The organism is Vibrio sp. V09_P4A23P171 (assembly GCF_963875615.1).
In the GTDB taxonomy this organism is placed as follows: Bacteria; Pseudomonadota; Gammaproteobacteria; order Enterobacterales; family Vibrionaceae; genus Vibrio; species Vibrio anguillarum.
Genome location: NZ_CAWNMR010000044.1, coordinates 119,413 through 132,983 on the forward strand (window position 1 = coordinate 119,413; position 13,571 = coordinate 132,983).

Below are 13,571 nucleotides of genomic sequence, written 5' to 3' on the forward strand. Positions count from 1 at the left end.
CTCAGCGTTAGTAGAGTGAGAAAATTATTAAGAAGGCGCTTCACATGCGATCCATCCGAACTTTATTCACCGTCTTATTTATTGCTATGGGATTATGTTCCATTGCGATGTTTAGTATCACAGACAAAGTAGCCGCTCTGAGAACTGAGAGCCGACAACTGAACGACGAACTTTACCGTTTCTATCGTCTGTCACAAGAGTTGAAGCAGAGCTCAGATCACTTAACCAAATTTGCCCGAGCCTACGCTTCGACTGGCGATGAAAAGTGGCTCAACCTTTTTAATTATGTGCTGAGCGTCAGAAATGGTTCTGTGCCTTTACCGAAAGGGAATGAGTACGAATTTTGGGATGTCGTTGCACAAAACAAACTACTTGCCCGCTCACTGGGTGGCGCACCAGACAACCCTTCGTTACTCGATAGAATGCGTCTTTCGGGCATTGAATCGGTGGAGTTTTTAGAGCTCAAAAATGCGCTTACTTTGTCTGATTCACTGGTGTCACTCGAAAGAGAAGCCTTCATGGCCATCAAAGGATGGAAAAAGAATAGCCAAGGCGAATTTGTCGACACAGGTGAGCCGGATCTGGAATTGGCTCGGGCTATTCTCTATGGTGACCAATACTTCGCGGAAAAGGCGAAAATTATGCAGGCGATTGGTTCTGCGCATCAATCGATCATGCAACGCATGGAGCAAAACATCCAACGTGCCGATAGCGAAGCGCTGCGTTATGAATGGATAAACTTGGCGTTAGTATTAACCTTACTCAGCGTGATCATCGCCTCCTTTGTTCTGCTGTGGCGTCTTTACATCAATCCGTTAAGTCAGCTACTCAAAACGGTTGTGACTCAAGTCAAACGGGAAGATTACGCTTTTACCATCACTCAAACCGCCTATGCAGAGCTGCAACATTTTATCGACAGTTTGAATGTGGTGTTTCATCATATCGCTGAGCAGCTTAGCCAAAATACTTTACTTAAAGATTTCAATATCATCCTGCGCAAAAACGATTCTACGGACCGTTTGTGTAATGAAGTTACGCAATTCTTACTGCATCAATTTCCTTTGGAAATGGTTGGCATGTACATCTATCAAGAGGGCGTATTAAAACGAGTGGCTGGGGTGGGTTATGGTGAGCATTCGGCCAGAGAATACACCGATCCATCATCGACGCAGCTTAGCGTGTTGCTCAGCGGTCAGCCCTATGCGATGAAAGCACTCGATGGCAACTGTCACATTGAATTTAACGGTGGCAAGTTAGTTATTAACGAAGTGTATTATTTGCCGCTGCACGTCAATCAGCATCCTGTCGCTTTACTAGAGCTTGGCACTATCGGGTCGTTGTCGAGTTTGCAATTTCAGTGGTTATCGCAAATGTTGGATGACTTATCGGTCAGTATTCAATTGAGCCAAAACATTGAAATTCAGCGACGAGCCGAGCAGAAAGTACTCGAACAATCTCAACTGAATCAAGAGATCCTCGATGCGACGCCGAACCCCATGTATTGCTTGTCGGCCTCGGGTACATATCTCACCATTAACGCTAAGTTTATGGATTTAGTTGGCCTGTCGGCCGAGCAAATTATCGGTAAATCGCCGCAAGATATCTTTCAAAATGAAACGGCGACCATTTTTGCCCAAGTACATAAAAGGCTTGGAGAGGAGCAGTCTTCGCAAGATTACGAATTGTCTCTCTATGACGCTTCGCACCACAAAAGAGAGATGTTGGTATACGAAGCTTCTTTCCAAAATAATCGTGGTGAAGTCTCTGGAATTGTCGGAATTTTGCTTGATTTAACGGATCGCAAGCAGATGGAAGAGCAGTTAAGAGAAGCTAAAGAGACCGCGGATGCCATGAGCCAAGCCAAAGGCGATTTCCTCGCGAACATGAGCCACGAGATCCGTACACCAATGAATGCCATTTTGGGCATGGCCCATCTAGCACTCAATACCGAGCTCAATCCTACGCAACAAAAATACATTTCACGGATTAATGAATCGGCGAAAAACTTGCTTGGCATCATTAACGACATTTTGGATTTTTCCAAAATAGAGGCGGGCAAGCTGAATGTTGAGCACATTGATTTTAGCCTTGATGAGGTATTGGATAACCTCACCACCTTAATTTCGCTAAAAGCCCAAGAGAAAAACATCGAGTTTTTATTAGATATCGACCCACATATTCCAGTGGGCTTGGTGGGCGACCCGCTGCGTTTGGGGCAAGTTCTCGTTAACTTATGTGGCAATGCGGTGAAATTTACCGAACAAGGGGAGATCATCGTTTCGGCGCGAGTCGTGGGGCAAAACGACGCCAACGTGACCTTGAAGTTTACCGTTTCTGATACAGGTATTGGCATTGCTGAATCTAACGTAGCCACTCTATTCTCTGCATTTTCTCAAGCTGATAATAGCATTACTCGCCAATATGGAGGCACGGGCTTGGGGCTTAGCATCAGTAAACAGCTAGTCGGATTGATGGGTGGCGACATTCAAGTTCGCAGTGAAGAAGGGTCAGGATCCACCTTTGAATTCACGGTTGAGTGTGGCCTGCAAGAAGCCAAAATGCGCGATATCGCTAAGCCACTCAGCGCTCTAGCAGGCAAACGTGCGTTGGTAGTCGATGATAATGACTCGGCACGCAATATTTTAATGACCTTGCTCAATGCGATGCATTTTGAAGCGAAGTCAGTCAGTAACGGTTTTGAGGCGCTCGATGAAATCCGCAATACGCATTTTGATATGCTGTTTATTGATTGGAATATGCCGGGTATGAATGGCATAGAGTTGCTGCAGAGAATGAAACCATTGGGTGTTTTTGATAACACCAAACGATTCCTCGTCACGGCTTACGGCCGAGAAATCTCCTTGGTGGGAGAAAACAGTAAATTAGTCGATGCCTTGATTGTGAAACCTGTGAACCCATCAAATCTCCTTGATGCCATTATGGACAGCTACGGCATCGAGCAATTAAAGCAGAGCCATGAGTATCTTGATCATGATACAAGGCCAACATTTATTGGGCAAAAAGTGCTTTTGGTAGAAGATAACGAAGTGAACCAAGAGGTGGCTTTCGGCCTGTTAGAAAGTACTCAATTGAGCATTGTTCTTGCTAATAATGGACAAGAAGCTTTGACGAAATTGCAGAAAGAAGCTTTTGATTTAGTGCTGATGGATATGCAGATGCCCATTATGGATGGTATCAGTGCGACGAAAGAGATCCGCCAACATGAGGAGTGGAAAACGCTACCGATTGTTGCAATGACCGCCAATGCGATGTCTTCAGATGTCGAGCACTGTTTAAATGCAGGTATGAATGATCATGTGGCGAAACCAATTGATGTACAGCGCTTGTATCAGGTACTGCGCAAATATTTAAAGGCTAATGAAACCACGCCAGTACCTTCTACGGTATTACCGGATCAAGTGAAACTGAGCACTGGCTACCCAGAATTGACGGGTATTGATGTGGAGCAAGCGATTTTCCGAATTGGTGGCAATGCGCAGCGATACTTTGAAATATTGGATCACTTCCTTGCCAGCCAGCAGCAAGAAATAGCGCAATTCCCTAAATTGATTGATAAGGGGCAGTGGGAAGAGGCAGAGCGAGTGATGCACACCCTAAAAGGTTCAGCGGCTAATCTAGGGATTGAGCCTATTGCGCAGCTAGCCAACGAGATGGAAGGGGTAGTGCAGCGACATACGAAACCCGCCATTCAAGATCTCAACACGGTCTCAAAGTTCATGTCTACTTTGTTGGATGAGTTAAGGGATTGGGAGCAGACACAATTATATCCGCAGCAAGAGCACCGTGATATTGCGTTGCTCTACCAACAATTAGTGCAATGTGTTGAAAACTACGATGCTGATGCGATTCATATGATCCACCAAATTAAACAATGCAATTTATGGTCTGACGAGCAAAAGAAAAGTTTGATGCATGCGATTGAAGATTTTGATTTTGAAGCGGCTAAAGAGGTATTGGCTCAGTTGCCAGTACCGACTGAAAAAATAAGTTGAAGTATGATGGTGCTTAAAATTGATGCAATAATTGTGGCGTAAAATTCGACATTTTGGCCATTCTCATCCTATGCTAAGAGCAATAATAACAATGAATAAACAGAAATAATTTCGTTGATAAATGAAGAAGGATACTTTTATGAATATCAACAACACCATGAAGCTCGTGTTTGCTGTCATCGGTATTGGTATTGTCATTAGTGTTGTGACGGTATTGCAGCTCAATGGGCTGATGCAACAAGTCGATAATATGGCTCAAGTTCGTTATCAATCTTACCAAGCGGCCGATGAGCTTCGTCAAAGCTCTGATGACTTAACTCGGTTAGGCCGGACTTATGTGGTCAGTGGCGATGAAAAATACGAAAAAATGTACATGGATATTCTTGATATTCGTAATGGTAAGAAACCTCGCCCGCAGAACTACCACACGATATATTGGGACCTTGTGCTGCAATATGGACAAAAACCTAAAGCAGACGGTAAGAATATCTCTCTCAACCAAATGATGACGGATCTTGGTTTTACTCAGCAAGAGTTTAGTTTGCTCAAAGAAGCTCAAGCTAATTCAGATGGCTTAGTGAACATGGAAGTCAAAGCGATGAATGCTGTTAAGGGGCTTTATCCTGATAGCAATGGCAACTACACCGTTAGAAAAGAGCCAGACCGTAATATGGCGATTTCTCTCTTACACAGTAATGAATACCATCAAGAGAAAGCCAAAATCATGGCTCCGATCGATAAATTCTTTATTGAATTAGAAAATCGAACCAATAAACAATTCATGGATGCGGCGCAGAAAGTAAAAAGTACGGTATTGATTGGTAATATCTCCTTAATTAGCGTTTTTGTTATTGCTATTATTGGGTATGCCATTGTTAACCGAAAAGTAGTGAAGCCGATTGATACCATGGCTAAATTGCTACAACAAGTAGACAAAAATTCTGATTTGACTTTGCGAGTTGACGATAACAGTCACAACGAACTGGGTATAATCGGCGGCACCATTAATAAGGTGCTTGGTAGTTATGCCACCACCATTAGCAAAATAAACCAGGTAAACCACACCATTTCGGCCATCTCTGAAACGATAAGCGATGTCACCAAACAAAACGTCAAAGTGGCGAATCAGCAAAATCAAGAACTTGAAATGGCGGCGACGGCGATGGAAGAGATGACATCGGCGCTCTCTAGCGTGGCGGAAAGCACCACCATGGCAGAAGAGTATGCGGGCAGCGCGGAAAAAGAAGCCAGTACCAGTAAACAGGTCTTTGATAAAACGACCCATGAATTCGGTGAATTAGAGGGTGAATTTACCAAAACATCCGAGATCATCCAGCAACTTGCGAATGAGTCTAATAACGTTGGTAATGTGCTTGATGTGATTAAAGCGATTGCTGAACAAACCAACCTACTGGCATTGAACGCGGCGATAGAGGCTGCTCGTGCGGGTGAGCAAGGTCGCGGTTTTGCGGTGGTAGCGGATGAAGTACGCTCACTTGCCCAACGAACTCAACAATCGACGGGTGAGATCGAAAGCATGATTTCGATGCTGCAAGAGAAAGCAGAACAATCGACCAAAACGATCCGGGTGAGTGCTGATAAAATGCAGTCAACGCGCTCTAATATGTCGGTGGCGAACGAAGCGCTTGGTACCATCCAAGGATCGGCGATTGAGATCCATAAATTGAATACGTCGATATCGGCTGCGACAGAAGAGCAATTGGCTGTGAGCGACGAAATTTCCAGCAATCTCAGTAACATTAAAGCCCTTTCGGGTGATATGAACGTTGCCATCAATCAACTCGGGCCTGTCGTTGTTGATTTGCAACGTAATGTCGATGAGTTAAACAGCGCGATTAAGCACATCCGCACTTAAATTTAATATCCTCCTTGCTATTTTTTAGGCTCTCTATATTGAGAGCCTTTTATTTCGGCAAAATTTTTTATTTGCAGAATGATGCCCACTTAAGTGGTCACGGCAATACCGCAAGGTAAGCGATAAGTTAAAGCTCTTGCTTCGGCTGACTTTTTCTTGCCAAACGTTGCCAAGGTAAAGAGAGCAAAATGAAGATAGTCAGAGCATACAGCATTGACCAGCCTAAGCAGATAAATACCGCAGTGCAGAGGATCAACGAAATTGCCGCCAACAGTTTGTTGATGCCACTGAGCAATTTATAAGCGGCGAACATCGCTAACAAATAAACTAAGACAAAGATTCCATTCGCAAGTTTTAGGAAAAATTCCAGATTAAGACCAGACCATTCACCAAGCAGGCAAGAAGCCATTAATACAACTCCAACAGCAATGGTTGCATTGGCTGGGACGCCGCGGATTGAAATTCTGGCGATTGCGCTTTCTGGTCGATATTGCCTTGCTTGTGCCCACACCATGCGAGATAAGCTTTGTGTGTATAAATTGATGCTCGCAAAGCATGCAAAAAAGCCGATAAGGCTTATCACCGTTGCCAAACTGCTACCAAAAATTTGTTCGCTCAGCCAAGGAATGGAGGTGCTATCAAATTCTGCGCTGCCATACGCACCAAATTTAAGGATGACCACCGAGCATGCCCAATAGGTGATTCCAGCCACAAAGCAGCCGACAATGATCGCGATCGGAAAATCGCGCTGTGGGTTTTTAAACTCTTCTCCCATATGAGCGAACGCTTCAATCCCGACGAAACACCAGAACATCACTCCGAGTGCGGCGCCAATCGGCCAAATACTGTCCGTGCTGAGTGCGGGCATGGTTAAATCTGCAGCACCAACATCGCCTATCCAGAAAAAAGCACCAACTAATACGAAAATGCTCAGCGCAATAACGGTTTGTAACTGCCCGGAAGATTTGGTGCCCGCCAAATTGACCGCAATCAGCAACAGTACGGTTAATACTTGCGCCATCATCGCCGAGTTCAGTGGCGCAGGGAGGAGTTGTTGAGCAAAGCCTGCCGCCAATGCGACAGCGGCCGGAACGCCGACAGGGATCACGCTGACAAAAAGCCAAGCAACCGAGCGTTCCAACTTAGCGTTAAAAGCTTGGCGGACAAAGTAGGCGGTTCCGCCGGCGTTAGGGTAACGCTTACCCAGAGCGGCAAACGTCAGTGCAATCGGGCAAATCGCCACAAATAGCAGTAGCCATGCCCACAGTGAGAGCTCACCTGCAATACCAGCGGCAATCGCTGGGATCATAAATAACCCTGTTCCCATTAAAGTGGTGGAAAGTTGTCCAATACCAGACAGCAAGGTGATCTCTTGTTTTAACTTATTCACGGCTTCCGTTCCCAAATATCGTTCTGGCGGTTAGCATACGCTGAAGCGAAATAATATGCATCTATCTCAGTTTGCCTATGCCCATTGAGTGCAACGGCTCACCTGCAACATCAGGCCGTTTGGGCAGCGCCACATTCAGGTAGCGTTATGCGAGTCATTTCGTTATCGTCATTACCTTAAATCACCGAAACAACAGCGAGAAATCCATGACATTCACCGTTTGGTTATCACTATTTACCATTTGTATTTTAGGCGCGATGTCGCCAGGGCCAAGCCTAGCGATGGTGGCCAAACATAGCCTCGCTGGTGGGCGTAAAAATGGGTTTGCAACGGCGTGGGCGCACGCATTTGGTATTGGTGTCTATGCCTTCATTACCTTAATTGGCTTAGCGGTTGTACTGCATCAATCCCCCTTACTGTTTAAGACAGTAGGCTATGCAGGCGCGTTGTATTTGGCCTATTTGGGTATCAATGCATTACGTTCAAAAGGGGGCGTGGCGGCTAAATTAGAATCGGGTGAGACGGTCAGTGTGTGGCAGTCGGCTAAAGAGGGATTATTGATTTCTCTGCTTAGTCCAAAAATCGCGCTATTTTTCATCGCGTTATTCAGTCAATTTGTCGCCATCGGCAACGAACTGAGCAGCAAAGCTATTATTGTGTTAACACCATTTTTAGTGGACGGGCTTTGGTATACGTTCATCACCTTAATTCTTTCTAGCCCAATATTACTCGATAAACTGCGCGCGCGTGCCGTATTGATTGACCGTTTGTCGGGCGTAGTACTGATTGCGCTTGCCATCCGTGTCGTCATGACTCTTTAGCTAATACCAAAAAAACGGGAGGAAATGCCTCCCGCTTCTAATGAGTTTCGCCGTGCCAATGAAAGAGGGCGAATAGGGTTTTCATCGATAGTGTGCTTGAGTTTTTTCTTCATATTCACCTTCAATAATGTAGCCGCTTTTTGACGTAAAGGTGTGGCGCTTGAGCTGCTTTTCTATACGTTTGCCAGTGATGATCGCTGCAATAGCGAGAGGAATGGCGAGCAGCAAACTCAGCATCAACGCGAAAAACCCTACAACCAGCGCAAATGTAGTCACAATAAATCTATTCATAACCTGTACCTCTTTCTGAATTGAAGCTAGGTTAACGCAGCCAAGATGAATCCAACATGAATGTTGTGTCTCTAATTTTTGGAGTTGTATGGACGACGTTCATTCCCCCAATAATATTGGGACTCTGACAGGTAGTTCAAATTTTGAGTCATTTTGGTGTCTTTGTTTGTGGTGTTAATGAACTCCCACTGACATTAGTTCTTTCTTGGTTTGAACAAAAGGCGATCGTTATCGATCTGACGCTACTCGCATTGGGTGTGAAAGAAATTTATATCGGACCAACTGCACCAGCATTACTCATCGAAACTTGATAAATATTTTGCAACCTTAGGCTTTGAATAACCAGAAGGCGCTGCGTGAACAAAGCTATGCCTTAGCGTGTTCGAGCAGATTAGTTTCGGACGTTGAAATCTCATTGAACTGATCACTTCATAAAAAAGCCGCCTTATATCAAAAGGCGGCAAGCAGGGGGAGGTGAGATAAACACTCACTATTATTATGTTGTGGAGATAAAAACAATATTAAGCCGTTTACTGGGCTATAGCTGGGAAAGTTCGGTAACGAACGCCCATCATCTGCTCCATACAATGTACAACTTGGCCGCTGTAGCCAAATTCATTGTCATACCAAATGTAGAGCACGCAGCGGTTGTCTTGAGCGATCGTCGCTGCGCCATCAACTACACCAGCATGGCGAGAGCCAACCAAATCACTGGAGACAATTTCTGTTGAGTCGGTGTAATCAATTTGCGCTGAAAGTGGCGAGTTAAGCGCCATTTCACGTAGATATGCGTTGAGATCTTGCTTATTCACTGCATTGGCTAAGTTGAGGTTAGCCACGGCCATCGACACGTTTGGCGTGGGGACACGAATCGCATTACCGGTTAACTTACCAGCGAGTTCAGGTAACGCTTTGGCAACCGCTTTGGCGGCACCCGTTGAGGTTAACACCATGTTGAGCGATGCGCTGCGGCCACGTCGTTCACCTGAATGGAAATTGTCGATAAGGTTTTGATCATTAGTAAAAGAGTGCACCGTTTCGATATGGCCAGAAAGTACGCCATATTGATCATGAATTGCTTTCAATACCGGTGTGATAGCGTTGGTGGTGCAACTGGCGGCTGAGATAATGGTGTCTTCGGGCTGAATATCAGCGTGGTTTACGCCGAACACGATATTTTTAATCTCACCTTTGCCGGGTGCTGTCAGCAGCACCTTGCTTGCCCCTTGACAGTTCAAGTGTTGACTAAGCCCTTCGCTATCACGCCAAACACCAGTATTGTCGACCACTAACGCGTTATGAATACCATAGTGTGAATAATCAACCTCTTGTGGCTTATTGGCGTAGATGATTTGGATATAATTGCCGTTGGCAATAATGGCCTTGCGAGCCTCATCGATGATGATGCTGCCGTTAAACTGGCCATGAACTGAGTCACGGCGTAGCAAGCTTGCCCGTTTTTCTAAATCTCCTGCTTTACCCCCACGAACGACAATCGCTCGCAAGCGCAGTGGATAGCCCGGGCCACTTTTTTCTATCAAAAGACGAGTCAGCAAGCGACCAATACGACCAAAACCGTACAGCACCACATCCTTAGGCTCACTGAGTGTTTCACCATTCAACGCACCATTAAGCGCCGTTAGCAGGTAATCCTCAAGGCCATGTTCATCATCATGTTGTTGCCAAAATTGATGAGCAAGTTGGCCAATGTCGATACGACATGGCGACAGAGCAAGCGTGGTCAACTTTTGTAAAATCGGCATCGTTTGCTGGGTTGAAAGCGCCTCGCCCGTGTAGCGACGGACAACGCGATGTGCTTTGATGATATCAATGGTGGTGGCGTTGATGAGTGTTTTTCCAAATAAAACCACTTCAACACCTTGTTGGCGATAAAGCTGACCGATGAGGGGAGACATAGATTCAGCAATCGTTTGGCTGGCTTGCCAGTCTGAGAGATGTTTCTCTGGGCTCATATTGACTTGGGACCTTTCACGTTATGTTAAGCAGTAATGTTCACAGTGTAGGGCTGGTGAACGCGTATCTTGCACGGTCATCTGTGCTGAGATACAAGTCGATGTTTATTGTTGTTTTTATGTGGCCGGATTGTAAATGTGGAATGGTTATTCTGCTAGCAAAAATAATGACGACATTTTTTACTGAAAACTAGGTAAAAATCAGCGTATTGAGTGGTTTTTGGCGGTGGTTAGAGATATTGACAAATTCTAAAGTCGCGACTTATTTTGTGATGATAATGGTCTGCTTCAAATATTTGATGCCTGAGGTTTTTTCTTTTTCATAAAAATGAGATTAGATTCAAATTGTTATCTTAAAATATGGTGAGTTTTCGGTTAATTCACCATTACGCTTATTGGATGAATCGTGACGCGCAACGCTTTAGTTACCGCGCTGGTTTTATCTTAATAAGAGCGCAGACGCATAAAATAACGTCTACTATTTAACCATTGGCTAGGATGTATTACTTCCAAGGATGATAACAATGGTAATACTTACCCACTTCTCAATTAAGGCACGCTTGTTCTTACTCTGCCTCATTCCAACACTGGTTATTCTGGCTGTGGCATGGCGTCTATTCCTCCCATTTGAAAGCCGTTTAGACACATACCATGTGTTGAACCAAAAGATTGGAGCAATTAATCAGGTCACCACCAGTTCAGCCCTTTTTTATACCTTGCTCAGTGCGCAGCTGCGCAGCGAAAATAGCGAGGACTCTCGGCCGCAGCTCAAGCAGGAGCTAGCAGAATCGCTGGATAAAATTGTGCTGGATACAGGTTCTACAAATAGTCATTTTGGGAGTAAAAGCAACCGTACATTGATAGAAAACCGTGTGCTTGACCTTCACCATTTGTTGGATGAGTTGCCGTCGGCCTCACAAAGCGAGACCCTAGAATTAGGCCGCCAAGTATTTAATCTTTTGTATGAAGTGATGGCCGAGCTGCAAAAAACCAACAGTTTTCTTGCGCCTGTTGATATTCATACCTTGGATCTGGTGTATAGCGACCTGCATTGGTTGGCATTTTGGGTGCAAAAAGAGGCGTGGTTAATCAAAGAATTAACCATGGATCAAGAGGTGTTTCAATCTCGACAAACAGAATACTTTCAAGCTGTTGAGCGCCAGCAACAATACTTCGAACGTATCATTGATAACGGCGCTCAACTCGAACAACTGGTGCAGTTGTTTACGCAACCTGAATTTCGCCAAGCCGCCTTGATTCGCGAAAAAATCGTTAGTAATGAAGCCGATCCTCAAGCATTAGCTTCTTATGTCAAAAATGTGGAAGAGCGTTACTTGGCGATAGATAAACTGGTGCAAAGTGTCAACCAACACTTATCGGCTCAACTGAATGTGCGTCTCCAGCAAGAAAAAATGGGTATGTTAAGTATATCGGCATCGCTGTTAGCCGTGTTGGCGCTGCTGTTTGTGCTAGGAGCAAGTACCTCATCTCGCATCTCGTCAAAGCTCAAGCGGATCATCAATACCATGAGTCGATTGCGTGAAAAGCAGAACGGCATTGAACAGATCCCGATTGATGGCAAAGATGAGTTTTCCCGTTTTACAATCAATCTCAACCATATTATTGAGAAACAGCAACAGTACGAGAGTGCTTTGGTGGAAACAAAGGAAGCGGCAATTGCCGCTAATCGAGCCAAAAGCGCGTTCTTAGCCAATATGTCGCATGAGATCCGAACGCCTCTTAATGGCATTATCGGTATGACTGAAATATTGTCACGCAGCGAGTTTACGGGGAATGAGCGTGAAATCCTGGCCGATATTGATACCTCTTCGCAAGCGTTGCTGATCTTGATTAACGATATTCTCGATTTATCTAAAATTGAATCAGGCAACTTGGAGCTTGCTCCGCATCGCTTTGAACTCGCTGAATTGGTATACGACACGGTGAACTTGGTGAACGCGAAAGCGTTGAGCCAGCATATTGAGCTTAATATTTATCTCGACCCTGCATTACCTCGTTTTATCATCGCGGATGAATATCGTCTGAAGCAGGTCTTGATGAACTTGTTGTCCAATGCGGTGAAATTTACCAAAGATGGTTATGTCAACACGGGTTTAACCTTAGAAACGGGCGATATAATCTCGATACGTTTTGCTGTATCCGATACGGGAAGTGGCATCGATAAAGAGATGTTGAACACGATTTTTGATCCATTTATTCAAGAAGATAGCAGTATTACCCGTCGTTTTGGTGGGACTGGGTTAGGGTTGGCTATCTGCCGTCAATTAGTTGATCTGATGCAGGGTGACATTCATGTACAGTCCACTAAAGGCTTAGGTAGCTGCTTTGAATTTGTCGTCCCGATTGAGGTTGCCGAAGATCAGCCGCAAGTTGAGCCTCTTGCCACGCAGGCGTTGTTAATTACCAATATGTCTAACTACTCATCCGCTATTCGGCGTGAATGCGTTCAATGGGGGATTCAACTCAATGAAGCACGTGATGTTGAACAAGCAGTCAAGAGTGGGCTTAGTGCCGTCTGTATTTTATATTGCCAAAGCTTAAGCCACAGCGTGCAATCGGATCTCATTGCGCTGCGTGAGCATTTTTCAAGTGCAAAAATAGTGGTTCTGCAGCATCACTTGTTCGTCAACAAAGACGCAATTCATCTTGCGCAGGCAAGTATCACGTTGCCTTTTTTAGGGGCGCGTTTTGAACGTGCCCTCAAAGCATTAGTGGCCGATACAGAGACGGCTTTAACGTCAGTCGAGGAGAGTCAGTTAGACTACTTAAAGTGCAATCATAAGCGTATTTTGATTGTTGAAGACAATTTGATGAACCAAAAAATCGCCAGCTTTTTCCTTGAAAAGGCAGGGATTGGTTATGTGGTGGCCAACAACGGGCAAGAAGCGGTAGATGCCATCACCCAAGGTGGTCATTTTGCTGCGGTGTTAATGGACTGCATGATGCCAGTGATGGATGGCTTAACCGCGACTAAGAAAATCCGCGAATGGGAAAAAGAGCAAGGCGTTGAAAAATTACCCATTATCGCCTTAACCGCCAGCGTTTTGGAGGAGGATATTAAAAGCTGCTTTGACGCGGGCATGGATGCGTATTTGCCCAAACCTTATAAATCCAAGCAACTTTTTGATATTTTTAGCGATCTGCAAGTGGCGAACTCTTGAGAAGATAGCCTAATCGCTATTTTTA

Annotated in this window: 7 protein-coding genes and 1 pseudogene; 5 read left to right on the plus strand and 3 right to left on the minus strand. The window is 44.9% G+C overall.

All coding sequences use genetic code 11. The features are described from left to right. Positions 1-44 precede the first annotated feature (44 nt). On the plus strand, positions 45-4,013 hold the full coding sequence (locus AACT23_RS12880) for a hybrid sensor histidine kinase/response regulator (protein ID WP_094126732.1): 3,969 nt from the start codon (positions 45-47) through the stop codon (positions 4,011-4,013). 139 nt (positions 4,014-4,152) lie between these two features. Continuing rightward, positions 4,153-5,889 (plus strand): methyl-accepting chemotaxis protein, encoded by a 1,737-nt coding sequence (locus tag AACT23_RS12885; protein ID WP_026028422.1) that lies wholly within the window; start codon positions 4,153-4,155, stop codon positions 5,887-5,889. Between the two features lie 127 nt (positions 5,890-6,016). Here the strand turns inward: AACT23_RS12885 and yjeH are convergent, their stop codons facing one another. Further along, positions 6,017-7,294, minus strand: a complete 1,278-nt coding sequence (gene yjeH / locus AACT23_RS12890; RefSeq protein WP_019282631.1) for an L-methionine/branched-chain amino acid transporter — start codon at positions 7,292-7,294, stop codon at positions 6,017-6,019. A 191-nt stretch (positions 7,295-7,485) separates the two neighbouring features. On the opposite strand from yjeH, the gene AACT23_RS12895 reads away from it, so the two are divergent. Next, positions 7,486-8,100, plus strand: a complete 615-nt coding sequence (locus tag AACT23_RS12895) for a LysE family translocator (protein WP_013868407.1) — start codon at positions 7,486-7,488, stop codon at positions 8,098-8,100. Between the two features lie 81 nt (positions 8,101-8,181). On the opposite strand, the gene AACT23_RS12900 is transcribed toward AACT23_RS12895, so the two are convergent. Then, complete coding sequence (locus AACT23_RS12900) at positions 8,182-8,391, minus strand: hypothetical protein (RefSeq protein WP_017048173.1); 210 nt, start codon at positions 8,389-8,391, stop codon at positions 8,182-8,184. Positions 8,392-8,552: 161 nt separating this feature from the next. Here AACT23_RS12900 and AACT23_RS12905 point away from each other — a divergent pair. Continuing rightward, positions 8,553-8,696 (plus strand): annotated as a pseudogene (locus AACT23_RS12905) (hydroxylamine reductase); the annotation flags it as partial. Between the two features lie 225 nt (positions 8,697-8,921). Here the strand turns inward: AACT23_RS12905 and AACT23_RS12910 are convergent. Next, a complete protein-coding gene (locus tag AACT23_RS12910; RefSeq protein WP_013868411.1) occupies positions 8,922-10,364 on the minus strand; it encodes a glyceraldehyde-3-phosphate dehydrogenase in 1,443 nt (480 codons plus the stop codon). Between the two features lie 515 nt (positions 10,365-10,879). Here AACT23_RS12910 and AACT23_RS12915 point away from each other — a divergent pair. Next, positions 10,880-13,546, plus strand: coding sequence for an ATP-binding protein (locus AACT23_RS12915; protein ID WP_094126734.1), 2,667 nt, complete (start codon positions 10,880-10,882; stop codon positions 13,544-13,546). Positions 13,547-13,571 lie beyond the last annotated feature (25 nt).

Excerpts from the sequence above, each read along its gene's own strand:
- AACT23_RS12880 (WP_094126732.1), top strand. The coding sequence starts at position 45 with ATGCGATCCATCCGAACTTTATTCACCGTCTTATTTATTGCTATGGGA.
- AACT23_RS12885 (WP_026028422.1), top strand. The coding sequence starts at position 4,153 with ATGAATATCAACAACACCATGAAGCTCGTGTTTGCTGTCATCGGTATT.
- AACT23_RS12895 (WP_013868407.1), top strand. The coding sequence starts at position 7,486 with ATGACATTCACCGTTTGGTTATCACTATTTACCATTTGTATTTTAGGC.
- AACT23_RS12900 (WP_017048173.1), bottom strand. The coding sequence starts at position 8,391 with ATGAATAGATTTATTGTGACTACATTTGCGCTGGTTGTAGGGTTTTTC.
- AACT23_RS12910 (WP_013868411.1), bottom strand. The coding sequence starts at position 10,364 with ATGAGCCCAGAGAAACATCTCTCAGACTGGCAAGCCAGCCAAACGATT.
- AACT23_RS12915 (WP_094126734.1), top strand. The coding sequence starts at position 10,880 with ATGATAACAATGGTAATACTTACCCACTTCTCAATTAAGGCACGCTTG.